Raw genomic sequence first — 25,542 nt, forward strand, 5'->3', positions numbered from 1 at the left:
ACTAAAGACGAATCTACGGCATATAGCCTTATTGTGATAAGATTAAAGATTAGAATTGTTTTAATCTGTTGTAAATGTATGTAAAAAAGAATTATAAGGCAATGAGGAAAACCGTAAATAGATTAAATTTTTTTATAGTAAATTCCGTGCAGATTAAATTTAAGAAATATGGCAAAGATTTTAGGATTAGATTTAGGGACGAATTCGATTGGGTGGGCGATTGTGGATGATATTAATAATAAAATAATTGATTCTGGAGTAAGAATTTTTCCTGAAGGAGTTGTTGCAAAAACAATTGGACAGGGAGAAAAAGAAGAAAGTAAAAATGCAAGTAGAAGAAATAGCAGACAACAGAGACGTGGTTTTTATCGAAAAAGATTACGTAAAATTAAATTATTAAGAACGCTTATTAATTTAGAGATGTGTCCTTTATCGCATTCAGAACTTGATGTTTGGAGTAAATGGGATAAACAAAAAAAGAAAGAAGGGAGAATGGCTCCTGAAATCTATTTACCAGAAAATCATCCTTATTGTCTATGGTTGAAACAAAACCCATATTTGTTAAGGGATAAAGCTCTAAATGAGGATTTAACTCTTCAGGAATTTGGCAGAGTGTTGTATCATTTAATTCAAAGAAGAGGTTTTTTGAGCAACCGTAAAGGAAAAGATGATGGAAAAATTTATAAGGGAAAAGATGGTGTAAAAGGTATTGAGGACACTCAAAAAGAATTACAAAATTCAACGTTGGGAAAATATTTGTTCGATATTTTGCCAAAAGATGGAGAACCTTTTAAAGTAATTCAAGATGAAAATGGAAATGAATTGCGGGTTCGTTCAAGATATACTTTGAGAGATATGTATGTAGCCGAATTTGAAGCAATATGGAATAGACAAGCTATTAATTTGGGGCTTGATACTATTGAATATACTAATGAGAAAAAGATATTGTTGAAGGGAGGTCTAAAAAATAAAAGAAACAACAGTAAGATTGGGCATTTAAAAAAGATTAAAGGAGCAGAAAATGTAGAAGTTATCGAATTGATTGATGAATTATCGACTAATGATAAGCAAAAGTATTTGTTAAAAATTAAAGCTAAACTTCCTTTAAAAGAATTTTTGGCAGGGAAAATTGAAAAAAATGAGGAGGGAGATTTGAAATTTAAAAGTAATGAAAGTGTTTTGTTTTGGCAAAGACCCTTGCGTTCTCAAAAAGGACTTCTAGCTAAATGCAGGTTTGAACCCGATTTGAAAGACGAAAATGGTAAATTCATACAAAAGGGTAAAACACCTTGCCATTTATCACATCCTTTGTATGAAGAGTATCGAGCTTTGCAATACATCAATAATATTGAATATGGTAAAAAGCAACGATTGGAAGAATCACAGCGTTTGCAAGTGTTAGAATTAATCAACTCTAAAGACAAGAAATTTGATTTTATCGAAATAAAAAAGAAATTGAAATTAGAGTATGAAACATTTAATTATGCAGACGATTTTCCAGTTGTAGGGAATTATACAACAAAACATCTAAATTCATTATTTCCAAAAGCAATACTTGACAAAGAATATATAATAACGGTTAATGAGCAAGAGACAATAGAATATGGTTATGAGCGTATTTGGCATTTGCTTCATTATTGTGATGATAATGATTTGTTGCTTGATAAACTTCAGGATAGTTATGGATTGTCTGAAGCTGAAAAAGAAAAGGTTTCTAAAATAAATTTAAAAGAAGATTATTCCAATGTTTCCCTTAAAGCTATAAAAAACATTTTGCCTTATCTCAAAAAAGGATTGCATTTAAGTGATGCTGTTATTTTGGGTGGTGTTAGAAATGCTTTTGGCAAAAAATGGGAGCTATATAAAAATGACCATATCGAATTAGAAAAAGATTTGTTGAAAATAAATCACGAAAAGTCCAATAAAGAAGGGGAAGCTATTGAAAAAATTAAAGTCTATTTAATCGAAAATAAATATGGATTTGTTGCGAATGATATTCGATTTAAAAAAATGTATCATCATAGTCAAGAGGTCCTTAAAGTAGAAGAAAAAGATAAAATAGATACTGTCCAAAATTTGAGAAATCCAATTGTTCAACAAGGAGTTAATGAAACAAGACGACTAGTCAATGAATTGATTGCTCAACAAGGAAAGTTTGATCAAATTAGAGTTGAACTCGGTCGAGATTTAAAAAATAGTAAAACCAAACGTGAAGAATTAGGATACAAAATAAGAGAAAACGATAAGAAAAATGAAAAAGCAAAAGAATTATTGATTGAATTTGGTTTACGACAAAGTAGAGAAAACATCCAAAAAGTATTGTTGTATCAAGAAATGCCAATTTCTGTTTGCCCTTATACCAATAAGACGATAAATATTTCAGATGTGTTAGGTAAGGGAAATAAATTTCAAATCGAGCATATCATTCCAAAATCAATTTCTTTGGACGATAGTTTTGCAAATAAAACATTGTGTGATTCAAAATTTAATGGTTTAAAAGGAAATAGAACGCCTCACGATTTTTATGAAATCAATAAAGATCCAAATCTTTGGGGAGGTGCTAAATCGTGGGAAGAAATCGAGCGACGTGCTTTTAAAGTTTTACCCTATCCAAAAGCAAAACGATTTGTATCGAAAACAAAATTTGAAACCAATGATTTTATACAACGTCAATTAAACGACACTCGTTATATAAGCAAGAAAACAAGTGAAATTCTTTCGCAAGTGTGTTCAGATGTTCGCGTGATGCCAGGAAGTTTAACTGCGGAATTGAGACGACTTTGGGGCTTGAATAATATTTTGCAACCCATTATGACGGTGGATATTCCAAATTTACACATTGAAGAAAACAAGCACATACCTCATTATGTTGTTTTAGACAATGATAAAAAACCTATTTTGTCACAACGAATTTATTTTGATAAACCAACCACAAAAGAAAATGAAACACTTTTGTCTGGAAGTATTGAAAAAGGAGTTTTCAAATCTAAAGAGCAGTATGTCAAATTTCAAGTAGATGTGCCAGATTTAGCAAATGGCGATTATTGGGCAAAATTAGTTTTGTCCAATCCAAAAAACATTGTTCAAGTATTTAAGGATAAACCAAACACTTTAGAAAATGAAATAGTTTTAAGAGGTAAGATTGAAAAGGAAAAATTCAAGAATGATGGATTGAATGCTATAAATGTAAATATTAAAGAAAACGGAACTTATTGGACTACTTTTTCTATTGTTAAAAAAGATTTTATAAAACCTACTAAAGAAGACCAACCCAAGAAAAACGGAAAACAAATTTTACTTTTTGGGGAAGTAAAAGACGGTCTTTTTTCCTCGTACATTTATGACTGTGAAGCAGAAATTGAAGACGGGAAATATTGGCTCATTATAGATGTAGATTTTGAAAAGGTTACTTTTGAAAAAGCTTTAAACGAAAAACCGCAGGTAAGAGAAAATCAAATTTTGATTCAAGGTACTACAAATGATGAAAATATATTTGTTTCGGATATGGACAATCAGCATCATTTTGAAATGGAGGAAGGCAAAGGGAAATATTATGTATTATTTGATATTGTTTCTGAAGTAACGGAATTTTCACCTGTTAAAACCGCTTTGCCAGTCCTTGAGGAAGGTCAAACATTAGTTGAAGGAACAACTTGGGTTGATAAATATACAGGTGAAATAAAATTTGATCCTATCAAAAACCGAGAAGACCACCGCCATCACGCCATTGATGCTTTAGTTATTGCCTTAACGAAAGAATCCTTTTTTCAGCGGTTAAGCAAACAAAATGCTTCAACTGAAAACAAGAAAAGAGGGAATGAACACGAAAAAGAACATTTAGATTTTCCAGAACCTTGGAATGGTTTTCATTCCGATGCTAAAAATGTTATCAATAGTATTCTCATTTCGCATAAACAAAACAAAAACATCCTTACAAAAATAACCAAGAAGATTACCAAAAACGGACAGACTTTTAAAAGTGAGGGAATGGCTGTTAGAGGGCAGTTGCATTTTAAATCTATTTATGGCAAAAATAAAAATTGTAATAAGGATGAATTTGTCCGTAGGGTAGATATTAATAGTTTAAGTTTTTCTCAGCTTACTAATGTTTTAGATAATAATTTGAGAAAGGTAATAATTGAAGAAATAGTAAAAAAAATGAGTGATGAAGAAACTCAATTTTTTAACAAAATGATTTCAAAAGAGAAAAACCTTAATAAAACTAAACAAAAACAGGTTAAGGATAAAGTTGATAAAATTTTAAAAAACACTTCTTTTTTTATGCCAAACATAGGAAATAGATACAAACGATTAAATAAGATTGAAAAGGATGATTTTATTAGAACTCCTGTCCCTATTAAAAAAGTTAGAGTAAAAAGCGTTTTAGGAAATGCAGAAAGTGTAAACGCAAAAATTAAACAATTTGTTGATCCACAAAACAATCATCATATTGTAATCTATAAAGATGAAAATGATGAGTTAAAAAATGACATTACTAATTTTTGGAATGTTGTAGAAAGAGTAAAACAAAAAGATGAAATCTATAAACTACCTCATTTAGAAATTGGGAAACCAGCCCCCAAAGAACTGGTATTAACTTTTCAGGAAAATGATATGTTTTTGTTGGGTCTTTCTAATGATGAGTATAATGATAATAAAGAAAGTAATGCTTTTTTAAGTAATTATTTGTATCGAGTTCAGAATATTTCAGATGGTGATTATACTTTTAGACACCATTTTGCATCATCGGTAACTAATAAAAATGAAGGTATTAGAATAGCAAGTATGAAAAAGTATCAAGAAATGAATCCAATAAAAGTAAAGGTTTCAGTTTTAGGGAAAATTTCAAAAATATAATTTTATTTCGAAAGTTTGGTGTAAATTTACACCACTAAATAGTTTGATTATGTCAAGACAAAGTATCACATTAGCCAATCAAAATGATGAGTGGTTAAAAGAGCAAGTGGCTAAAGAGGAATTTACCAGTAAAAGTGAAGCGGTTAATTATTTAATTAAGCAAGCACGAGAACGTGATGAATATGTAGAATTTGTTCGAATGAAGTTAGATAAAGCTGAGAAAAGTGGATTTGCTAAAAAGCAAACAAGAGAAGAAATGTTGGCAGAATTCAAAAAGAAATTAAATGTATAGCTATCATTTAAATGAATTAGCCAAAGAAGATTTATTAAGAATATACGAATATGGAATAGCAAAATTTGGTTTAAATCAGGCAGATAAGTATTTTGATATGATGCAAGACTGTTTTGATAAAATCGCTTCAAATCCGTTTTTGTTTCCAAATGCAATTCGTTACCGAGAAGGTTACAGATATTGTGTTTGTGGTGTGGATACCATTTTTTATAAAATCAACGGTAATGAAGTAGAAATAATGGCAATCATTGGCAGGCAAAATTTTTAAGAAGTTCTTTGACATAAGTTTTTCAAGGTCTTAAACATCTCAAACCACAACTGAAAGTTATGGCGTCTGCCAAGCAGGGACGCGAGAACTTTCAGTTGTGGTTTGATTAAAGATTAGAAAACACGATATTGTATCAAATGTTTTGTCAATCAATCGTTTTGTTGTGGTTTGATTAAAGATTAGAAAACACGATATTAATTATTAGTTGATGATATTAAAGTGGAAGTTGTGGTTTGATTAAAGATTAGAAAACACGATATTCTTAACACATCATACATATCTGATTTGCTTGTTGTGGTTTGATTAAAGATTAGAAAACACGATATTTTAATACATCATACATATCAGATTTACTTGTTGTGGTTTGATTAAAGATTAGAAAACACGATATTTAATTCGTTAGTGGTGACACTACGATTTAGTTGTGGTTTGATTAAAGATTAGAAAACACGATATTAATCCTGTATTATTAATTAACTGTATTAATGTTGTGGTTTGATTAAAGATTAGAAAACACGATATTATAAGATACTTTATAAGATAATGCCTTATGTTGTGGTTTGATTAAAGATTAGAAAACACGATATTTGTTCTTGATAAAATCTTTCAAGTTCATTAGTTGTGGTTTGATTAAAGATTAGAAAACACGATATTTTTATAATAAAACGCTAGTAGCCCAAGGCTGTTGTGGTTTGATTAAAGATTAGAAAACACGATATTCCTGATTTAGTTTGATATTCTGCTATTTGTGTTGTGGTTTGATTAAAGATTAGAAAACACGATATTTTTTCCGTATTGTTCCAGCCTTTTATTGTCGTTGTGGTTTGATTAAAGATTAGAAAACACGATATTCAATGTGGTTGGATTTTCAAGATGTTAATGTTGTGGTTTGATTAAAGATTAGAAAACACGATATTGTGAACATAATCACATTGAACAAAATCTCCGTTGTGGTTTGATTAAAGATTAGAAAACACGATATTAATATCATACTTCATTTGTGCGCCGACATAGTTGTGGTTTGATTAAAGATTAGAAAACACGATATTTGTTGAATAAATACTATTTGCCGAATAATGTTGTGGTTTGATTAAAGATTAGAAAACACGATATTCTAAATAGGAATTGAAGTTTAGGATATATTGTTGTGGTTTGATTAAAGATTAGAAAACACGATATTTAAATCGACTGTAAAACTCACTAAACTCTGTTGTGGTTTGATTAAAGATTAGAAAACACGATATTTATTCAAAAGAAATTATAGACAGAAAATTTGTTGTGGTTTGATTAAAGATTAGAAAACACGATATTTGGAAGCGCAATCCCTGTTCAATCTTCTTGTTGTGGTTTGATTAAAGATTAGAAAACACGATATTTAGACTTAACCGAAAATAATTTTGTGTCAGTTGTGGTTTGATTAAAGATTAGAAAACACGATATTTTTGCTCCTATAGTCTTTGGCTGTATGATAGTTGTGGTTTGATTAAAGATTAGAAAACACGATATTCTTTCTGTTAAAAGTTCAGATATTCTGCCCGTTGTGGTTTGATTAAAGATTAGAAAACACGATATTAATTCTGTTGCCGGTGGTACAAATGGTTTGGTTGTGGTTTGATTAAAGATTAGAAAACACGATATTTCCCAAGCTATTTGTGCAATGGTTCTGTCTGTTGTGGTTTGATTAAAGATTAGAAAACACGATATTAATTTTTGAAAAGTAGATTGACCTAAATCTGTTGTGGTTTGATTAAAGATTAGAAAACACGATATTTTCGGACATGAATAAGTTTCGCCCTGGAATGTTGTGGTTTGATTAAAGATTAGAAAACACGATATTAACACTTTGCGAACAAATGCCTCTGTTAGTGTTGTGGTTTGATTAAAGATTAGAAAACACGATATTGAATTGATTGCTTTAGAGCGAGCAGGAAATGTTGTGGTTTGATTAAAGATTAGAAAACACGATATTATGTGAAGCTCTCACGCGTTCGTCCTGAGCGTTGTGGTTTGATTAAAGATTAGAAAACACGATATTTATACCAAAGCGGCTCATGCTATTGCACCAGTTGTGGTTTGATTAAAGATTAGAAAACACGATATTTGCATTATAAAAATTCGTGAGTCATAAACTGTTGTGGTTTGATTAAAGATTAGAAAACACGATATTCACAAACCAACTTATATGAAGAATCAATCGTTGTGGTTTGATTAAAGATTAGAAAACACGATATTAGTTGGTTTGTTTCCTTTTGATAATCATGTGATTAAATTGAAATATCGTATAATAAAATGCTTCTTTTTTGGATTGATAACCCAGGATTGAAGCATTTTTTTATTTGTAATAATTTGGATTTCAATATTTTTATAATGAGAATTATAGTTGGATTCGGTGAAGGGACAGGTCGCGACCTGCCCGTAAGAGTGGCCTGTCCGTATTTGTGGTGGCATGAAGATTGTTGTAATGTATAAATAGATTGTTTATGAAAAATAGAAAAAGAAATAGAATGCAAGGATTTGATTATTCCACTGATAATTTATATTTCGTTACGATTTGTGTTAAGGATAGGGTCTGTTGTTTGGGGGTGGTGGTTGATGTAGGGACAGGTCGCGACCTGTCCGTACGGGATATCGATGAATTGAATATTATAATGAATTCGGATGAATTTATAAAAAAGATGGAATTAAATGAATTCGGGAAAATTGTAAAGAATCAGATAGAATGGCTGGCCGAGCAATATAAATATGTTGATGTCCATAATTTTGTGATAATGCCCAATCATGTTCATATGGTTATTGAAATTGATAAAAAGAAATTGACGGTAGGGACAGGTCGCGATAAAATAAAGGAAGGGACAGCTCGCAAGCTGTCCGTACAGGATAATGAAATAAAAATAAAATCATTGTCAAGTTTGATTGGTGCCTTTAAAACAACATCGTCAAAAATGATGCATCATGCTGGTTTTGCAGATTTTGCCTGGCAAAGATCTTTTCATGATCACATTATTCGAAATGAGAGATCTTATCAAAATATAAGTAATTACATTGATTTGAATCCTGAAAAATGGATGGCAGATACTTTTTTTGAGAAGCATTAAAACAATTCCAATTGTGTGGGCTGAGGTTCTTTGGGAATTTCGGCTTTGCCCCAAAAATTCTGGATATTGCCAAATTGCTTATCGGTAATTCGTAAAACACTCACTTTTCCTAAAGGAGGTAAAAGTTTGTGAATGCGTTTTTCATGTACATCGGCACTTTCACTGCTGGCACAATGACGGACATACACAGAATATTGCATCATGGAGAATCCATCTTTTAAAAGATTATTCCTAAATCCAGAAGCATTCCTACGGTCTTTTTTGGTTTCCGTAGGTAAATCAAAAAATACGAACAGCCACATTATTCGGTATCCGTTGAGTTCCATAATTTAGGATATTTTATTTTTTTTCTGTTGCCCGTAAAACATTGCTGTAAGGAACTGGCTGTTTTTTGCAATCCAACCATTAAAGGGCTTTTCTCTTCTTTGAAATAAACTGTCCGTGTAAGAATCTGCAATAGTTCGGATTTAAGTAAAGTGTTTAATTCCTGTTCATCATAGCACTGCATGATTTGGAACACTTTTTCGTCTACTATTGGCCTAAAGGGCTCCATAATATCATCTGCCAGAGCAAAGGCATTGTATTTGCTTTTATGGTGAATGCCGAGCGTGTTGAGCAGGCCGCTTCCTGAAACCGCTCTTGCAGTGGCCGCTCTCAATATGGCGTAACCATAATTTAGAAAATTGTTAGGGTAATCTCCAAAGCGTTCTCTTTTGATGCTTTCTTTTTCCTGATTTGGAAATGGAAAATATTTCCAATAATGCTGAGCAGCAACTCCTTCCATATTACTGGTGTCACCACTCAAAACTTTGGTGGCCAGATAATCAAATTGATTTTTATTTTTGGTTAATCTTTCCAGTAATTCTCCTTGATTTTTTATTTTTTCGATTATGGTCTGCTGCCACAATTGTTTTTTTAGAGGAACAGTAGCTTCGATTTGATTTTTGAATATTTCCTGCTGTATATGATGGCTGTTGAGGTTCAGGAACATGCCATTGGGCAAGTGATTATTGGAACAGATAATGACGGCTGTATTGTTTTCAATCATCAGGTTCATAGCTGGAATACTCAAATAAATTTCAGGATTGTCAAGAACAAGAAACCCTATATCTTCTATTGGAACTGAACTTTCTCTTACTTCAGATTTAATAATCAGCTGCAGATTTTTGGTGCTGATTGAAGATTTGTTTTCGACAAGAATAGTTCTTTTTAGCATGATTTTAATTTTTTAAATTAAATACCTAAAATATTCACATAAATTAACGGAGTTTTTAAATGACTGTATTACGGTAAACCGTAAATGAAGAGATTCAGAGGTAATGTTTTTACGCACAAAGCCCTCAAAAGGAAAATCCTTCTGAGGGCTTTGAGGTATTGTGTTTAAAAAGTATTTTTCTATTTATTCCATATCTTCCAGGCTTTTTCTGCTTGAAAAATAAGCATGTCCAAACCATTTTTAATCTGTGCGCCCTGAGCTTTTGCTTTACTTAGAAATTGTGTTTCAGCAGGATTGTAAATCAAATCGTAGGCAATATGTTTCTCTGTGAAGTATTCGTAGGGAATAAGCGGAAATAAATCCACATTTGGACTTGTTCCTACTGGAGTACAGTTGATGATAATCTGGTAGTTATCAAACGTAGTAGCATTGATAAGGCTGTAATCGATACAGTTTTCTTTGTCCCCGCGGGAAACAAATGTATAAGTGATATCCAATTGGTCTAAAGCAAAGGCAACTCCTTTTGAAGCGCCGCCGGTTCCCAGAATCAATGCTTTTTTGTGATGTGGCTGTAATAATGGTTCAAGAGATTTTTGGAAACCGTAATAATCGGTGTTGTAGCCTTTTAATTTTCCTTTTTTGGTAAATTTTATGGTGTTTACAGCCCCAATTTCGACTGCGTTTTTAGATAATTTGTCTAAAAAAGGAATCACGGATTCTTTATAAGGAATAGTGACATTCAATCCGTTAAGGTTATTGTTGTTTTTTATTAATTCGGTAAACTCATTGATTTCCTGTATGTCAAAATTTTCATAGGTACAGCCTTCAAAATGTTCCTTGCTGAATTTTTCTGTAAAATATCCTTTTGAAAAGGAATAGCTGATATTGCGGCCTAATAAACCAAATCGTCTCCTTAAAACTTCAGTCATTATTGTTTTTTATGTTTGTCAATATAATTTCGTACCATTTTTTTCTCCCAAACCACAGGGAATAAATCTTCTAACAGGATGTAATTGTCATAATTCAGACGCAAAGCATTACTTAAATGAAATTTAGCTTTGATATTGTCTGAAAGCATAAAATACAATCCAGCCAAACGGTATTCGACTTCGTTTTCTTCAGGAAAATATTCTGAAGCCTGCAGTAATGTTTGTATTGCACTTTCAAATTCTCCTAAAAACTGTAAAATGTCAACCCAAAACAGCCAAGTGTCGAGCTGATAATCTCCAAATTCTACTGCTTTTCGATAACCAAATTCAGCTTCTTCAAAAAAGTTCATCTGCTTGTTGATAGCAGCAAAACGTTTCCAGTATAATTTGTTCTGATTATCAATTGCTAATGCTTTATTGACAAAAAATAATGCTTTTTGGAAGTTTTTCTGGCGTACATAAAAATCAGTAATGGCAATCCAGCCTTTGTCTAAAAGAGGATCTTCATGTACAGTTTTGTTATAATATTTCAAGGCTAGAACTTTATTGCCTAATTTTTCATAACATTTTCCTATTCGGAGTAATGCGTATGAAGTGGCATCGTCCAGTTCCAATGTTCTGTTGTAGCTTTCAATGGCTTCTTCATATTTCTTTAGACGTTCCAGCGCTTTTGCTTTTTCCATAAAAGCACCTAGAAATTCTTCATCAATAAGAGTTGCATATTCAAATGCATGAATAGCACTTTCATATTCCTTCACGCCATAAAACAAGCGGCCTAATTGATGCCAGGCAATCTCGCTGTAAGGATTTTTGTTGATGTATTTATTCAGATAGGCAATTGCTTCCTGATTTTGATCTAAAAATTCAAAACAATATACCACATTATATAATGCCGATTGATCTTCAAAATCTTCTTCGAGACATTTAATGAAGCTGTCTTTGGCAAGTTCAAGATTATCCATAAAAAGATATTCCATTCCCATTAAGTTGTACACATCGGCATAGTCATCTGTATATTTCAATGCTATTTTGAGCATTTCTACGGCTTTTTCATGCTGATCTCTTTTGGAACAGATATTGGCTTTCTGAATATAAATTTCTTCGTTTGTTGGTTCGATAGCATACAGCTCATTCAATAGCTTTTCGGCCATTTCGAGTTTATCATCATAAATCAGCATTTCTACCTGGACTAATTTAAGGCCGCTGGATCTTGGGTGCTGTTCCAGTGCTAATTTTAAAGCTTTTTTGGCCAATGCAGACTTGCCCATATCGAGATAATGAAGAATGATTTCTTCAAATTCTTCGGAGTCAAAAAAGAGCACTTTGTTGGTTTTCAACATAGACTCAAATTTGGATAGGGATAAGTTATAATCTTCTTCTTCGTTGCTTAATTGCATACTGTGTGTTTTTAAATTATCCTAAATTAAAATTAAGGAAACGTATTGTTGAAAAGAGGAAGAATTCTATTTGTTGTGAACAATTTAATTAACAGGTTTTCCAATGGCAATATCAAAAGTCAATGTCAAAAGTCAATGTCAAACCTTAAATATTTATTTTTTAAATCTAAATTCTTAAATCATCATTTCATTCATCACTTCAAGAATTATTGCACAGCCTTCTCGAATTTCTTCTTCGGAAATGGTCAGTGGCGGTGTTATTCGAATTGCGCATCCTTCAAAAAGAAGCCAAAATAGAATCAAACCTCTGTCCTGACATTTTAATATCACTTCATTTGTGATGTCTGCACTCTCCGTCATGGCTGCAAGCATTAATCCTCTTCCTCTTATTTCTTTAATCAAAGGATGTACCAAAAGCTTTCTGAAGAGATTTTCTTTCTCTAAAGTATCTGTAATGATTGAGGTTTCAGTTAATTCTTTCAAAGTAGCCAGACATGCTGACGCAATGACAGGATGACCTCCAAAGGTTGTAATGTGACCCAATTTCGGGTTTTCAGTCAATAAATCCATCATTGCCGATGAAGCGGTAAAAGCACCAACTGGCATGCCGCCACCCATTCCTTTTCCCATTACCAGAATATCTGGAACGACATCATAGTTTTGAAATCCAAAAAGAGCACCTGTTCTGCCAAATCCCGGCTGGATTTCGTCTAATATCATTAAAGCCCCTACTTCTTCGCATCGCGCTTTTACTTTCTTTAAAAAATTATTATAAGGTTCAATAAAACCAGCTCCTCCCTGGATTGTTTCGAGTAAGATTCCCGCTGTTTTGTTGGTGATTTTCTGTAAATCGGCTTCATTATTGAATGTTATAAAATCGATGTCGGGAAGCAGTGGGCGAAAAGCCTGCTTGCGTTCTTCAAAGCCCATTACACTCATTGATCCCATGGTGTTGCCATGATAGGCATTATGACATGAAATGAGCTGGCTTCTTCCTGTTACTCTTTTTGCAAGTTTTAATGCGCCTTCTATTGCTTCGGTTCCTGAGTTGACCAGATAAGTTTTGTCTAAAGGAGCAGGGAGGAGAGAGGCCATCAATTTGCAGTATTCTACTGCGGGACTTTGTGAATATTCGCCATAAACCATAACATGCGAATATTTATCCAACTGGTCTTTTATAGCGTCATTTACTCTTTTGTTCTGATGGCCAAGCGTACAGGCCGAAACTCCTGCTACAAAATCTAAATATTTTTTGTTACTAGTGTCATAAATATAGGAACCAATGGCATGTGATACTTCCATACCCAATGGATATGGCGAAGTTTGTGCTTGGTATTTTATAAAATCCGGATTCACTTTTTGGAAAGTTTATGTGTTTAAAGGTTTATCGTTGAAGTTATAATCTGCCATCTAAAAACTGCTTACTGATTACTTTTGGAGTTCTTCTTATCATAATTCAAAGTTTCTTTTCGAACTTTCATCGGTGTAGCTTTTTTTGCTTTGTCTTTTTGTGTTTCTTCAATGATTTTTAGTTCTTCAGCATTTTCTTCTTTGCTAAAAACATCATCTTTGGATTTAATCTTTTCATCGCCCCGCCATTTGAGTCCGCGAAGGGCTCTGGCATTTTCGGGAAATTCAGTTTCTGGATAAACAATACCGTCTACCTGCTTAAAAAAGGTGGTTTCGTCTATGTCATTTTTGTCAAAGATGATATTGATTTTACTGCATACTTTTTTATCTATACCAATTAGTTCATTGGCATTGTTCCGCATGTAGTAAATCATTTCAGCATTTTTTATAATATCAACATCATGAATTTTTCCGTCTAGAAATTTACCAAATAAGTTTTGTCCTTTTACCTGATTATATCCGGTTCCAAGGGTGTCTTTCGAGACCAGAAAGGTGTTGTTGAGTACTTTGAGCGAGTCTAGTTTTTGAGTCTTATTATCTCCAATGAGATGCATAACATCACCAGTAATTTGGCTTTCTCCATTCCAGAGTATTGGATTTCCTATCAATTTTGTCAAAGAAATTTTAGAACTGGAATGAATAGAATCGCATTTACCGCTCATGTCGGTTTTGTAAAAACGTACATTGTTAAAAGCTCGAATGATTCTGTCGCCTTCTTTACCGGTTACCATAAGTTTTTTCCCATGAATATATACGGAATCATTGTCAACAAAATTGACAGCCAAAGCTCTTTTGGTAACAAACATAGAATCTTTTTTCTTGAATAATTCAGCATAATGTCCCCGAATTACTCCTCGATTGACCGAATCGGTTATTTTTACATTTCGTGTTGCCGATGCAAATTCTTTATTTCGGTCATAATACAGACTATCTCCCTTTATGATTCGGTCATCATATTTTATATAAGATTTATCTAAGAAATGTGCCAGATTTTTTTTGGTATCATAAAACCCTTTCTCTGTATAAATATAATTGGTTTTACTGGTAATTGTTGATGGACCAAAAAGATAAGAGTGCCCGGAATTACTGTAATAATCCAAGTGGTTGGATTTAATTTCGTATGATTTATTGGTAAGTGTTACCTCTGTTAAGAATTGAAATTTTTTCTGGGTCACATAATATCTTCCAGATTTGCTTTTTAAAGTATTGTCTTTGTTAATTATGGTTCCTTTTGTGTTGTAAAATACTTCCTGAATATTTCTGTCAAAATTGATCGTATCTGTTGCCAATGTGGCGTCTGGAGAGCTCATGACAGCATTACCAGTTGCAAAAGCCTTTTTTAATTCGCCGCTGTATTCAGCATAATTACTATTTAAATATAAAGTGTCTCCCTGTACCAATTGTACATTTCCAAAAGCTTTTAAATAATTTTCTTTTTGGAAAAAGTAAGCTTTATTACAGGTGAGAACCACGCCGTCATGGCTTACTTTTACATTTCCGGTTAGCAATAGAGCACCTGGATATTTGTCTTTATCCATATCGGCAAAGTCAGATTGTTCAACATGAATTTTTTTAGGAGCCTGTGCCAAAATATGATTTGCACCAAGTAATATTAAGCAATAGATAATGAAATATAAAGATTTCTTCAATGGTCTGATTTTTTTTGTAAATTTATGAAAATTGAAACAAACCCTATAGATATTAGGATTTATTTATAATAGTTTACTGCTGTAATCAGGAAGAGGCTTTTTAGAAAATAAAATAGTTATAAACAAAGGGTTTGGCTATTACGTTGTAGTGGTTTTTTGAGTGTGAAACAGACTGGATTTGGAGACTTTGCTCATTGCTTTATTTTGAAAAAAGATTAAATTTATAGATTGATACAGGTGTTAAAATGTAACAATTGGGTATTTTTAATTTTTTATGATTTAAATAGATGAGCACTACAAAAAAAGTAATCACAGGAATAAGTATTTTGCTTATCGCTGTAGCATGTAAAACTAAAGATGTAAAAATGAGTGGACAAAAGAAAGAAATCGTTTCTGAAAATAAAGCAGTAGTTTACCAAGTATTTACCCGTTTGTTCGGTAACAAAAACACAGCCAATAAACCGTGGGGAACAATTGAAGAAAATGGCGTTGGAAAATTTAATGATTTTACAGACAAAGCGCTTCATGAGATAAAAGATTTAGGTGTTACCCATATTTGGTACACGGGTGTTCCGCATCATGCTGTGATTAGGGATTATACTGCAATAGGAATTTCAAACGATGATCCGGAAGTGGTCAAAGGAAGGGCAGGTTCGCCCTATGCTGTAAAAGATTATTATAATGTGAATCCTGATTTAGCAGTTGATCCTGCAAAACGTTTAGAAGAATTTGAGGCATTGATAAAAAGAACCCACAAAACAGGTCTTAAAGTTATTATTGATATTGTTCCCAATCACATTGCCCGTAAATATGAAGGGAAAAACAATCCAAAAGGAGTGAGGGATTTTGGTGCCGATGATGATGTTACCGTGGAATACAAAAGAGATAATAATTTTTATTACATTCCGAATACCCCATTTCAGTTACCTGATGGAGACAGACCTCTGAACGGTGAAAGTAATCCGTTAATTGATGGTAAGTTTGAAGAAAATCCTGCTAAATGGACTGGCAACGGTTCCAGAATGGCAAAACCCGATAAAAATGACTGGTATGAAACCGTCAAAGTAAATTACGGCATACGCCCAGATGGTTCAAAAGATTTTCCTGAATTACCAGCTGGTTATGATAAACTGTCTTCTAAAGAACATTTTGATTTTTGGAAAGATAAAAGCGTGCCTAGTTCCTGGATTAAGTTCAGGGATATTGCGTTGTATTGGACTGCTAAAGGTGTGGATGGTTTTAGATATGATATGGCCGAAATGGTTCCTTATGAATTTTGGAGTTATATGAATTCAGCGATAAAAAATGTAAATCCGGACGCTTTTCTAATGGCGGAGGTTTATAATCCGAGAGAGTATCGCAATTATATTCATTTGGGTAAAATGGATTATTTGTATGATAAAGTAGAGACTTATGATAAACTGAAAGATATTATTCAGGGAAAAACACCTCCTGATGGATTATCCTATATTCAAAGCGGTCTGGCTGATATTGATGTTCATATGCTGAAGTTTTTGGACAATCATGATGAACAGCGATTAGCAAGTCCAGAATTCGCAGGTTCTCCTGAAAAAGGAAAACCAATGATGGTAGTTTCTGCGATGATAACTTCGGCACCAATTATGATTTATTTTGGACAGGAAGTAGGAGAGGCAGGAAATGAAAACGGTGGTTTTGGATCTCATTCCAGAACATCCATTTTTGATTATGTAGGTGTGCCAAATCATCAGCGATGGATGAATGACGGTGCTTTTGACGGCGGAAAATTATCGCAAAGTGAAAAAGATCTGCGTGATTTTTATAAAAAATTATTAAATTTCTCTGCCAAAAGTTCTGCAGTAATGGGGCAGTTTCAAGATCTTCAGGAAGTAAACCGTCATGCAGGCCTTGGATATGACCCAAATCATGTTTATTCATTTGTCCGCTGGTCTGATACCCAAAAATTAATAGTTATTACTAATTTCTCTTCTGAAGCTGTAAATAGTTTTGAATTAAAAATTTCAGCAGATATTATCAGTAAATGGAATTTGAAAGATGGAACCTATGCTCTAAATGATCAATTGTATGGAAAAAGTACTGTTCAATTATTGGTTGCCAATGGAGAAGGAAAAGCTTCAATTACAATTCATCCGTTGGAATCATTTATTTATCAATTGGATTAAGCTGATTAAAGGAGTATAAAAAAAGCTGATAATTTTTAGGATATCAGCTTTTTTTGTTTCTTACTTTTTGAAAGTAGCCTTGTAGTTTTCGTTGACTTTTTCCCAGTTTATTATGCTGAAAAAATCATCGATATATTTTTTCTTTTTGTATTGGTAATCCATAAAATAGGCATGTTCCCAAAGATCTATTCCTAAAATTGGTGTTCCGTGAAATCCAGTAACCGGTGCATAGGTCATTAATGGATTGTCTTGATCTTGTGTTGTTGATAATTGAAGAACTCCAGTTTTGTCAACTACAAGCCAAACCCATCCAGATCCAAACTGTTTATTTGCAGCGTCTTTAAAAACTGTTTTAAAATTTGAAAATGAGCCAAAATCGGTGGTGATTTTTGAAGCTAAAGTATCTATTGGTTCTCCTCCGGCTTTTGGACCTATCGAATTGAAATATAAAGTGTGGTTGTAATATCCTCCGGCATTATTTCGGAGTTCAGTATCATTAATATCTAATTTTTTTAATATATCTTCAATGGTAAGATTCTCTTTATCTGTTCCCAGAACTGTTTTGTTTAGGCTGTTGGTGTAATATAAATAATTTTTATAATGAGATTCTAATGTCAAAGCCGATAAATCCGGTGCGAGTGCATCATAGCCAAACGATAGTTTTTCCAATTGAAAAGAGCCTTCATTTGCTTTTAAATCATTTGGATTGCCTATTTTTATTTTTTCTTGTACTGCAGGTAATGGTACTTCTACAACTTCAGTCATTTTTTTTTCATTACAAGAAACTAAGACCAAAATAAAGAGCAGGCTTGCTAATATAAAAGTGTTTTTTTTCATAAAAAATAATACGATTACTTTATTAGGGAATGAATTAATTTAATATATTTTTTCTTGGCTTCATTTTGTGTAAGATGACTGATCTGAATCCAGGCATTAGTTTTAAAAGCATTTCTTAAGTCAGAATTGTCTGTGACTTTAAAGTTACTTTTGTCAAATGTTGCCTGTTTGTAAAAAGCATAAAGACGCAGCTGCACATCCTGCGGTAAAGATGCTTGAGTCATAGAAGAAGCAATTTCAACTGCTTCTTGAAATTGTTTGTCTAAATCTTTTTCAATCATTAAGCCTTAATTGCAATTATAGTCTTTCCTCCAATTGCTTTTTGATTTAATTCTACATTAATCGGAGTGCCTAGAGGCAGAAAAATATCTACTCTTGAACCAAATTTAATAAAACCAGCATCGGTGCCTTGTACAACCTGCATGCCTTCCTGTGCATAATTTACAATACGCTTTGCTAATGCACCTGCAATCTGACGGTACAAAATAGCTCCGAAAGTTTTATTTTCAACAACAATGGTTGTTCTTTCATTTTCTTCACTGGCTTTTGGATGCCAGGCTACAAGAAATTTACCGGGATGGTATTTGCTGAATTTTACTAATCCGCTTATTGCGTAACGAGTAACGTGAACATTTATAGGAGACATAAAAATTGAAACCTGAAGCCTCTTGTCTTTAAAATATTCGCTTTCAAACACTTCTTCTATCACAACTACCTTTCCGTCTACAGGAGCAATAATATGATTTTCGTTTATTTCTACAGTTCTTTTAGGGTTTCTAAAAAATTGCAGGATGATAATCAATAATAACAAAGTTACAATTTCAATAGCCATTTTAATCCATTCTGTCTGGATAAAATAGTCTGATGCTAAAAAAACAACAGCAGTAACAATAGTGCCTAATAAAATACTTTGAGTTCCTTCTTTATGAAACATAATTTAAAATTTGATAAAATAAAAATATAATTGGTGCTACAAAGATAACACTATCTAATCGATCTAGGATGCCTCCATGGCCGGGCATGATGTTGCCGCTGTCTTTTTTTTCTGAAATCCGCTTGAATTTGGACTCAACTAAATCTCCAATAGTTCCGAAAACACCAACAATTGCTGCAATTATAAGCCAGATGTATGTGTTTTTTTCTGGAAGCATTAAAAAATATTTTGAAATAAAATAACTTGCAAGTACTGCAAATCCTATACCACCCAGAAATCCTTCAATGGTTTTTTTAGGAGAAATCCTTTCAAATAATTTGTGTCTACCAATTGATTTTCCAACCAAGTAAGCAAATGTATCATTGGTCCATATTAAAATAAAAATACTAATCAGGATGTTTGGGTTGTACCCCTTAATTCCAAAAGGTATTTTTGTGATAATAACAAATGGCAGAATTATATATCCAATCAGATAAGCAAATTTTGAAAAGGAATCTACTTTTAAATTTTTGTTGTCAAATAAAAAGACAATGCATTTTAATGAGACGATAAGGGATGAAAATAATACGGCTAAATCAAAATTTCTGTTATACCGAAGTACGTATAAAACTCCATCATCTTTTTCGGCTATAGCAATTTTATAAAAAAAGGAATAGAATAAACAGGCTGTTATAATTGGTGCAATCTTGTTTAAGTGTACGAGATTGCAAAATTCGAATACTGCTATTAATAAAAAAACTCCAAATAGAACAAAAAAAGTATCTATAGAGTATTGTATTGAAGCTATTAGTAATAAAATATAAACAGCCCCCGATATTGATCTTTTTAGTGTTTCATTCATTTTAAAGATCTTCTAAGAGCAATAGGTATAAATTTTTTGCGGAACTTCCATACTGAGTGAAATCTTCCTCTTTGGCTTTTTCGAAATATTTGATAGTTGTGATATTGGTAGGGTATTCTGTTAAATATTTTTTTCTGATAGCACTAAGTCCTTCACTTTTACCTTCAACAATCTGGCTTGTTTTTGCCAAAATTATGATATTGGCAGGTAAATCATTTGGTTTTTTCTGCTTAATCTGATTGGAGGAAAATAAAATTGATCCTTCTTCAGTTATTAGATTTTCGCAGCCGGATAATAAAAATTTAGGGTTTATATTTTGACCGTATGTAAGTTTGTTTTCATCTAATAAAAAAAACAATTTTGGTTCGTAACATAAAGCTTCAGTTTCAAACCAGTCATTTTCTTCAAGTATATTTTCAAATTGCTCTTTTACTTCATCTAAATTTTCGCAGTATAAAAATTTCCCGCCGTTTTTTTTAAAATTATAGATGAACTGTTCATCCAAAGGGGAGTTAATATCTGGATTTGGTTTATTTGAATTATCGTTCATGCCTTCATCAGATGAAGGATCATTAGAACCAAATAATTTTTTAAAAAGATTCATATTTGTTACTAATCGTTTTGTGTTACTTGAAAACGTTCAAAGATAAAAAAATCTTAATTCAAAACGAGGTTTTGAATTAAGATTTTAAATATTTGTTAATTTTTAAATTACGAAACTACTTCGCCTAAATTTTTGTCGAATGTTCTCTGACCAAATATAGCTTCTAAATCATCTTTGAAGATTACTTCTTTTTCAATTAAAATATCAGCAAGCTGATTTAATTTATCTTTGTTTTCTTCTAAAATCTGAATGGCCCTAACGTATTGTCCTTCGATTAATTCTGAAATTTCAGCATCAATTATTTTGGCAGTATCATCAGAATAAGGTTTAGAAAAACTGTATTCGCTTTGCCCTGATGAATCGTAATAAGTAACATTTCCTATTTTGTCATTCAAACCATAAATCGTTACCATTGCGCGGGCTTGGCGTGTTACTTTTTCTAAGTCACTAAGTGCTCCAGTCGAAATTCTGTCAAAAGTTACTTTCTCCGCTGCTCTTCCTCCCATAGTTGCGCACATTTCGTCTAACATTTGATCTGTTCTGACGATTTGTCTTTCTTCAGGAAGGTACCATGCTGCTCCCAGACTTTGTCCGCGGGGTACAATAGTCACTTTAATAAGCGGTGCAGCATGCTCAAGCATCCAGCTTACAGTTGCGTGACCAGCTTCGTGAATGGCGATTGCTCTTTTTTCTTCAGGAGTAATAATTTTGTTTTTCTTTTCAAGACCGCCGATAATTCTGTCTACGGCATCAAGAAAATCCTGTTTGTCAACTGCAGTTTTGTTGTTACGGGCAGCAATCAAAGCGGCTTCGTTACAAACATTAGCAATATCGGCACCAGAGAAACCTGGAGTCTGTTTGGCAAGGAAATCGAGATCAAGTCCTTCTACTTTTTTGATAGGTCCTAAGTGAACTTGGAAAATTTCAGCTCTTTCACGAATGTCTGGTAAGTCCACAAAAATCTGTCTGTCAAAACGTCCGGCACGCATCAGGGCTTTGTCTAAAACATCGGCTCTGTTTGTCGCTGCAAGAACAATTACATTTGAATTAGTTCCGAAACCGTCCATCTCAGTCAGTAATTGATTCAGAGTATTTTCTCTTTCATCATTTCCGCCGGACATATTGCTTTTCCCTCTTGCACGTCCTACCGCATCAATTTCGTCGATAAAAATAATTGCTGGAGATTTTTCTTTGGCTTGTTTGAAAAGATCACGTACACGAGAAGCACCAACTCCTACGAACATTTCCACAAAATCAGAACCAGAAAGAGAGAAAAACGGCACTTGAGCTTCGCCGGCAACAGCTTTGGCTAATAAAGTTTTACCTGTTCCTGGAGGTCCTACTAATAATGCTCCTTTAGGGATTTTACCTCCCAGATTAGTGTATTTTTCAGGGTTTTTAAGAAATTCTACAATTTCCTGTATTTCTTCTTTGGCACCTTCTAATCCAGCTACGTCTTTAAAAGTGGTTTTGATATCTGTTTTTTCGTCAAAGAGTTTTGCTTTTGATTTTCCAATATTGAAAATCTGTCCGCCTCCGCCGCCTGGTCCGCCAGACATTTTTCTCATGATAAAAATCCACACACCTATAATGATTATTATTGGCAGCAGGCTTATTAAGATATCTGTCCAATTGCTGGAATCTTTAAAATCGTAATCGACTAATTTCTTTTCAATCTTGGCCTTGTCAAGTTTTTCTTGAAATGATTTAAGGTCTCCAAATTTTGTTGTGTAATGAGGACCTTTATTAGGCTGATCTAAAACATTTTTTGCAACTTTTTTATTAGCAGGGTCTTTTAATGCAGCATCCGAAAGATAAATTTCTGCATCTTTATTGTTGAAAATGACAACATTTTTAATTTGTCCTTTAGCCAGCATGTTATCAATCTCAGACGATTTTAGCTGACCTGGTTCTTGAAAGTTTGATCCGCCGGTTGCAAAGCTTATTGCTAAAAAAATCAATATTATTGCAGTGTATACTAACCAAGGACTTACCTTAAATTTATTTGAATTTGGATTATTTTCTTTAGCCATTAGAAGATTGTTTCTTTAATATTTGTTTTCGATTTTAGTGATTTTGGCATCACCCCAAAGACTTTCAATGTTATAATATTCACGAATGTGTTTTTGAAATACATGTACTACGATGTGAACATAATCCATTAATACCCATTCGGCTACATCAGAACCTTCAACATGCCAAGGTTTGTCTTTTAAATCTTTAGAAACTGTTTTTTGAATTGAATTAACAATAGCATTTACTTGTGTATTTGAATTACCATTGCATATTACAAAATAGTCACAAACTGCAGTGTCTATTTCTCTTAAATCTAAAATATCGATATCACTTCCTTTTACTTCTTCTATTCCTTTTATGATGTTTGCCAATAGAGCATCATTGTTTATAATCTTTTTCGTCATGTATTTTTTTATATGAATTTGTAAAGTTACCATTTTTTGTGATTAATTTTGAACCTTAACATAATATTAAATTATGTTTTTCAAAATAAATCCAAATGAAGTTAATCAAACTCGATGCCATAGATTCTACAAATGAGTTTCTAAAAGGGCTGTCGAATAGACAGGAGGTTCAAAACTTTACAGTTATTACTGCTGAAACCCAGTCGAAAGGGAAGGGGCAGATGGGGGCAAAATGGAATTCTGAACCGGGTAAGAATCTTATTATGAGTGTTTTGGTTAAGGATTTTTTATTTGATTATGAAGCTGTTTTTAATCTAAATGTAGTGGTTTCACTTTCGGTAATCAGGGCTTTAAAAAAATATAATATTCCAGAATTGAGTATTAAATGGCCAAACGACATTATGTCAGCTAATAAGAAGATTGGTGGCATACTGATAGAGAATAGTATTAAAGGCGATGGATCAATCACGTCTATTGTTGGTCTGGGGCTGAATGTTAATCAGGTGGAATTTCAAGATCTGCCCAGAGCTTCTTCTATGGCTTTGGTTTGTAATACTGCATTTGATAAAGAAGAAATCCTTTTTTCAATAGTATCAAAAATGGAAAAAATGATAGCAGGTTATGAAGTAAAAGCACAGGATTTATGGCAGGAGTATACTAATGAATTATTTAAAATTGAAATGCCTGCGGCTTTTGCCGATGCAGATCAAATCAATTTTATGGGTATTATAAAAGGGGTTTCGGCTATAGGGAAACTTCAGATTCTGTTAGAAGACGATACTGTCTGCGAATACAGTCTTAAAGAAGTACAGATGTTATACTAAAAAAAGCCTTTTAGCTAAAAACTAAAAGGCTTCTGTGTATTTTTTTGTTTATAAATGGTTTTACAGTTTTATCATATTGGTTGCCAAGGTCTCAATAAATTTTGAAATTGGTCCTTTTACCATCATAGCCATCATTGCGTTGAATTCGCCTTCAAAATCCAGTTTTACAGCACTGGAATTTTCGGAGACAGAGTCAATATTAGCTACTAAGGAAAATGGAAGTTTATCGCTTGCTGCACCCAAAACTATTTTGTTTGGAGCTGTTTTATCTTTCATTTTTAATTTGATTTCAGGCATTCCCTTTAATCCAAAAATAAAAGCATCTTCGCCAGTGATTTCAAATTTTGCAATATTATCCGGCATTAATTTTTCGAAGTTTTTTACATCGCTCAATAAATCGAATAATTCTTGGGCAGATTTTTCAACGGTAACCCTTGGGCTTTCTAAATTCATAGTAGTATTTTGTTTGTATTCTGATTGTGCAGTATAAAATTATACATTCCAAGTGGATGGGCTGACATTCCATTCTCTCAGTGTCTGCTCTTCTTTTTCGGTTATATAGCTCTTTGCAACTGCCAGATTCAGTAAATTTTGATAATTGCTCAGTGTATATAAATCGATTTTAGCATTTTTAAAGTTTTGGTCTGCAACATCAAATCCATAAGTGAATATGGCTGCCATTCCTTTTATAACTGCTCCTGCCTCGCGTAAGCCTTCAACGGCAAGCAGGCTGCTGTTTCCAGTGCTTATTAAATCTTCTATGATTACTACGCTTTGTCCTTTTTGCAGAAAACCTTCTACTTGGTTTTGTCGTCCATGTTTTTTTGGTTCTGGACGAACATACACAAAAGGAAGTCCCATGCTCTCGGCAACCAGCATTCCTATGCCTATTGCTCCAGTGGCTACACCAGCAATTACATCAGGTTTACCAAACTGCTTTTCGATGTTTTTAGAAAATTCGTCTCTTACATAATTTCTTATGGCTGGAAACGAGAGGATTAAACGATTATCGCAATATATAGGCGATTTCCATCCAGAAGCCCATGTAAAAGGATTTCCTGGATTCAATTTAATTGCATTTATTTGCAAAAGCAATTCGGCTGTTTTTTCGGCTGTATCTTTATTAAAAATCATAATACAAATGTATAAAGTTTTTGTTAACGACAAACCACTTTTTTTGACAAATCAAATTTCTAAAGAAACTGATTTTCAGCTTTTCCTGCTTGATAGTATTGATGTTAAGCAAGTTATTGTAAAAATGTTTCAGAATAAAATTAAGAAAGCATATCTGTATCACCCTGACGAAAGTGTGATTATGAAAACTCTGAAAGCCAAAATTTCTGTAAATAAAGCTGGGGGAGGTTTGGTTTATAATAAAAAAGGGGAGGTTTTATTTATTTTCAGAAATGGAAAGTGGGATCTGCCAAAAGGAGGGACTGACAAAGGCGAACTGATTGAAGAAACGGCAATGCGCGAAGTTGAAGAAGAAACAGGCGTGAACGAATTGAAAGTTGTAAAAAAGCTGCAGAAAACTTATCATATATTTAAACGAAACGGTAAATACAAATTAAAAATAACCCATTGGTTTGAAATGCACACTGCATTTGAAGGTACTCCAAAAGGCCAGTTAGAAGAAGGAATTGAAAAAGTTGCCTGGCTGAATCCAGAACAAATACAAGAGGCTTTGCAGAATTCCTACGAAAATATAAAATTACTATTTGAAGACGATATTATTTAATAACTATCTTTGAAATAAAAAAGATTTCAAAGCAAAATAGTTAGTACGAATTGCACAATTTTCACAAAT

At 32.9% G+C, this 25,542-nt stretch carries 22 protein-coding genes and 1 CRISPR repeat array; of the genes, 7 read left to right on the forward strand and 15 right to left on the reverse strand.

Annotated elements, in window-relative coordinates:
- Positions 1-168: 168 nt before the first annotated feature.
- From cas9 to OZP07_RS06635, 4 genes are all read left to right on the forward strand, one after another.
- Complete coding sequence (gene cas9 / locus OZP07_RS06620; RefSeq protein ID WP_281637719.1) at positions 169-4,857, forward strand: type II CRISPR RNA-guided endonuclease Cas9; 4,689 nt, start codon at positions 169-171, stop codon at positions 4,855-4,857.
- A gap of 49 nt (positions 4,858-4,906) precedes the next feature.
- Positions 4,907-5,149: a ribbon-helix-helix domain-containing protein gene (locus OZP07_RS06625; RefSeq protein WP_281637720.1), complete on the forward strand. Its 243-nt coding sequence runs from the start codon at positions 4,907-4,909 to the stop codon at positions 5,147-5,149.
- Positions 5,142-5,417 (forward strand): type II toxin-antitoxin system RelE/ParE family toxin, encoded by a 276-nt coding sequence (locus OZP07_RS06630; RefSeq protein ID WP_194642199.1) that lies wholly within the window; start codon positions 5,142-5,144, stop codon positions 5,415-5,417. Before OZP07_RS06625 ends, OZP07_RS06630 begins: the two co-directional genes overlap by 8 nt.
- Before the next feature lie 94 nt (positions 5,418-5,511).
- A CRISPR array of direct repeats spans positions 5,512-7,649; the repeat unit is 36 nt; unit sequence GTTGTGGTTTGATTAAAGATTAGAAAACACGATATT.
- 248 nt (positions 7,650-7,897) lie between these two features.
- The gene (locus OZP07_RS06635) at positions 7,898-8,512 is read left to right on the forward strand and encodes a transposase (RefSeq protein WP_281637721.1); all 615 of its coding nucleotides are present in this window, start codon (positions 7,898-7,900) and stop codon (positions 8,510-8,512) included.
- Here the strand turns inward: OZP07_RS06635 and cas2 are convergent.
- From cas2 to OZP07_RS06665, 6 genes are all read right to left on the reverse strand, one after another.
- Positions 8,509-8,838, reverse strand: coding sequence for a CRISPR-associated endonuclease Cas2 (cas2, locus tag OZP07_RS06640; RefSeq protein ID WP_194642201.1), 330 nt, complete (start codon positions 8,836-8,838; stop codon positions 8,509-8,511). The two genes, OZP07_RS06635 and cas2, sit on opposite strands and share 4 nt — an antisense overlap.
- Positions 8,814-9,728, reverse strand: a complete 915-nt coding sequence (gene cas1, locus OZP07_RS06645) for a type II CRISPR-associated endonuclease Cas1 (protein ID WP_281637722.1) — start codon at positions 9,726-9,728, stop codon at positions 8,814-8,816. The genes cas2 and cas1 overlap by 25 nt, the downstream gene beginning before the upstream one ends.
- 179 nt (positions 9,729-9,907) lie before the next feature.
- The gene (locus OZP07_RS06650) at positions 9,908-10,657 is read right to left on the reverse strand and encodes a shikimate dehydrogenase family protein (protein WP_281637723.1); all 750 of its coding nucleotides are present in this window, start codon (positions 10,655-10,657) and stop codon (positions 9,908-9,910) included.
- The gene (locus tag OZP07_RS06655; protein ID WP_281637724.1) at positions 10,657-12,054 is read right to left on the reverse strand and encodes a tetratricopeptide repeat protein; all 1,398 of its coding nucleotides are present in this window, start codon (positions 12,052-12,054) and stop codon (positions 10,657-10,659) included. The genes OZP07_RS06650 and OZP07_RS06655 overlap by 1 nt, the downstream gene beginning before the upstream one ends.
- A gap of 174 nt (positions 12,055-12,228) precedes the next feature.
- Complete coding sequence (locus tag OZP07_RS06660; RefSeq protein WP_281637725.1) at positions 12,229-13,410, reverse strand: aspartate aminotransferase family protein; 1,182 nt, start codon at positions 13,408-13,410, stop codon at positions 12,229-12,231.
- Positions 13,411-13,475: 65 nt separating this feature from the next.
- On the reverse strand, positions 13,476-15,113 hold the full coding sequence (locus OZP07_RS06665; RefSeq protein WP_228520912.1) for an OstA-like protein: 1,638 nt from the start codon (positions 15,111-15,113) through the stop codon (positions 13,476-13,478).
- A gap of 287 nt (positions 15,114-15,400) precedes the next feature.
- Between OZP07_RS06665 and OZP07_RS06670 the strand changes: the two genes are divergently transcribed.
- Positions 15,401-17,275, forward strand: coding sequence for an alpha-amylase family glycosyl hydrolase (locus OZP07_RS06670; protein ID WP_281637726.1), 1,875 nt, complete (start codon positions 15,401-15,403; stop codon positions 17,273-17,275).
- 60 nt (positions 17,276-17,335) lie between these two features.
- On the opposite strand, the gene OZP07_RS06675 is transcribed toward OZP07_RS06670, so the two are convergent.
- The 7 genes from OZP07_RS06675 to rsfS form a co-directional block, all read right to left on the reverse strand.
- The gene (locus OZP07_RS06675; RefSeq protein ID WP_281637727.1) at positions 17,336-18,040 is read right to left on the reverse strand and encodes a superoxide dismutase; all 705 of its coding nucleotides are present in this window, start codon (positions 18,038-18,040) and stop codon (positions 17,336-17,338) included.
- Positions 18,041-18,126: 86 nt separating this feature from the next.
- Positions 18,127-18,393, reverse strand: coding sequence for an acyl-CoA-binding protein (locus OZP07_RS06680; RefSeq protein ID WP_194642208.1), 267 nt, complete (start codon positions 18,391-18,393; stop codon positions 18,127-18,129).
- A complete protein-coding gene (locus OZP07_RS06685) occupies positions 18,393-19,046 on the reverse strand; it encodes a phosphatidylserine decarboxylase family protein (protein ID WP_281637728.1) in 654 nt (217 codons plus the stop codon). The genes OZP07_RS06680 and OZP07_RS06685 overlap by 1 nt, the downstream gene beginning before the upstream one ends.
- Entirely contained in the window at positions 19,036-19,887 is an 852-nt protein-coding gene (locus OZP07_RS06690) for a phosphatidate cytidylyltransferase (protein WP_194642210.1), read from the reverse strand. Before OZP07_RS06690 ends, OZP07_RS06685 begins: the two co-directional genes overlap by 11 nt.
- 1 nt (position 19,888) lies before the next feature.
- Positions 19,889-20,491 carry an LUD domain-containing protein gene (locus tag OZP07_RS06695; RefSeq protein ID WP_194642211.1) on the reverse strand — a complete coding sequence of 201 codons (603 nt, stop codon included), beginning with the start codon at positions 20,489-20,491 and terminating at the stop codon, positions 19,889-19,891.
- A gap of 107 nt (positions 20,492-20,598) precedes the next feature.
- The gene (gene ftsH, locus OZP07_RS06700; protein WP_194642212.1) at positions 20,599-22,524 is read right to left on the reverse strand and encodes an ATP-dependent zinc metalloprotease FtsH; all 1,926 of its coding nucleotides are present in this window, start codon (positions 22,522-22,524) and stop codon (positions 20,599-20,601) included.
- 15 nt (positions 22,525-22,539) lie between these two features.
- Positions 22,540-22,911, reverse strand: a complete 372-nt coding sequence (rsfS, locus tag OZP07_RS06705) for a ribosome silencing factor (protein WP_194642244.1) — start codon at positions 22,909-22,911, stop codon at positions 22,540-22,542.
- A 95-nt stretch (positions 22,912-23,006) separates the two neighbouring features.
- On the opposite strand from rsfS, the gene OZP07_RS06710 reads away from it, so the two are divergent.
- Positions 23,007-23,735 carry a biotin--[acetyl-CoA-carboxylase] ligase gene (locus tag OZP07_RS06710; protein ID WP_194642213.1) on the forward strand — a complete coding sequence of 243 codons (729 nt, stop codon included), beginning with the start codon at positions 23,007-23,009 and terminating at the stop codon, positions 23,733-23,735.
- 60 nt (positions 23,736-23,795) lie between these two features.
- On the opposite strand, the gene OZP07_RS06715 is transcribed toward OZP07_RS06710, so the two are convergent.
- Positions 23,796-24,188, reverse strand: a complete 393-nt coding sequence (locus OZP07_RS06715; protein WP_281637729.1) for an SRPBCC family protein — start codon at positions 24,186-24,188, stop codon at positions 23,796-23,798.
- A gap of 39 nt (positions 24,189-24,227) precedes the next feature.
- Positions 24,228-24,869, reverse strand: a complete 642-nt coding sequence (gene pyrE, locus OZP07_RS06720; protein WP_194642215.1) for an orotate phosphoribosyltransferase — start codon at positions 24,867-24,869, stop codon at positions 24,228-24,230.
- A 7-nt stretch (positions 24,870-24,876) separates the two neighbouring features.
- Here pyrE and OZP07_RS06725 point away from each other — a divergent pair, with 7 nt between their 5' ends.
- Entirely contained in the window at positions 24,877-25,473 is a 597-nt protein-coding gene (locus OZP07_RS06725; RefSeq protein WP_194642216.1) for an NUDIX hydrolase, read from the forward strand.
- The last annotated feature ends 69 nt before the right edge of the window (positions 25,474-25,542 follow it).

The organism is Flavobacterium marginilacus (assembly GCF_026870155.1).
Lineage (GTDB): Bacteria > Bacteroidota > Bacteroidia > Flavobacteriales > Flavobacteriaceae > Flavobacterium > Flavobacterium marginilacus.

Bases quoted from the DNA above. Each gene is read 5' to 3' on its own strand.
- OZP07_RS06715 (WP_281637729.1), bottom strand. From the start codon at position 24,188: ATGAATTTAGAAAGCCCAAGGGTTACCGTTGAAAAATCTGCCCAAGAA.
- OZP07_RS06725 (WP_194642216.1), top strand. From the start codon at position 24,877: ATGTATAAAGTTTTTGTTAACGACAAACCACTTTTTTTGACAAATCAA.
- cas1 (WP_281637722.1), bottom strand. From the start codon at position 9,728: ATGCTAAAAAGAACTATTCTTGTCGAAAACAAATCTTCAATCAGCACC.
- OZP07_RS06685 (WP_281637728.1), bottom strand. From the start codon at position 19,046: ATGTTTCATAAAGAAGGAACTCAAAGTATTTTATTAGGCACTATTGTT.
- cas9 (WP_281637719.1), top strand. From the start codon at position 169: ATGGCAAAGATTTTAGGATTAGATTTAGGGACGAATTCGATTGGGTGG.
- OZP07_RS06675 (WP_281637727.1), bottom strand. From the start codon at position 18,040: ATGACTGAAGTTGTAGAAGTACCATTACCTGCAGTACAAGAAAAAATA.
- OZP07_RS06655 (WP_281637724.1), bottom strand. From the start codon at position 12,054: ATGCAATTAAGCAACGAAGAAGAAGATTATAACTTATCCCTATCCAAA.
- rsfS (WP_194642244.1), bottom strand. From the start codon at position 22,911: ATGACGAAAAAGATTATAAACAATGATGCTCTATTGGCAAACATCATA.
- OZP07_RS06635 (WP_281637721.1), top strand. From the start codon at position 7,898: ATGAAAAATAGAAAAAGAAATAGAATGCAAGGATTTGATTATTCCACT.
- OZP07_RS06625 (WP_281637720.1), top strand. From the start codon at position 4,907: ATGTCAAGACAAAGTATCACATTAGCCAATCAAAATGATGAGTGGTTA.
- OZP07_RS06630 (WP_194642199.1), top strand. From the start codon at position 5,142: ATGTATAGCTATCATTTAAATGAATTAGCCAAAGAAGATTTATTAAGA.
- OZP07_RS06670 (WP_281637726.1), top strand. From the start codon at position 15,401: ATGAGCACTACAAAAAAAGTAATCACAGGAATAAGTATTTTGCTTATC.
- pyrE (WP_194642215.1), bottom strand. From the start codon at position 24,869: ATGATTTTTAATAAAGATACAGCCGAAAAAACAGCCGAATTGCTTTTG.
- ftsH (WP_194642212.1), bottom strand. From the start codon at position 22,524: ATGGCTAAAGAAAATAATCCAAATTCAAATAAATTTAAGGTAAGTCCT.
- OZP07_RS06710 (WP_194642213.1), top strand. From the start codon at position 23,007: ATGAAGTTAATCAAACTCGATGCCATAGATTCTACAAATGAGTTTCTA.
- cas2 (WP_194642201.1), bottom strand. From the start codon at position 8,838: ATGGAACTCAACGGATACCGAATAATGTGGCTGTTCGTATTTTTTGAT.
- OZP07_RS06680 (WP_194642208.1), bottom strand. From the start codon at position 18,393: ATGATTGAAAAAGATTTAGACAAACAATTTCAAGAAGCAGTTGAAATT.
- OZP07_RS06650 (WP_281637723.1), bottom strand. From the start codon at position 10,657: ATGACTGAAGTTTTAAGGAGACGATTTGGTTTATTAGGCCGCAATATC.
- OZP07_RS06690 (WP_194642210.1), bottom strand. From the start codon at position 19,887: ATGAATGAAACACTAAAAAGATCAATATCGGGGGCTGTTTATATTTTA.
- OZP07_RS06695 (WP_194642211.1), bottom strand. From the start codon at position 20,491: ATGAATCTTTTTAAAAAATTATTTGGTTCTAATGATCCTTCATCTGAT.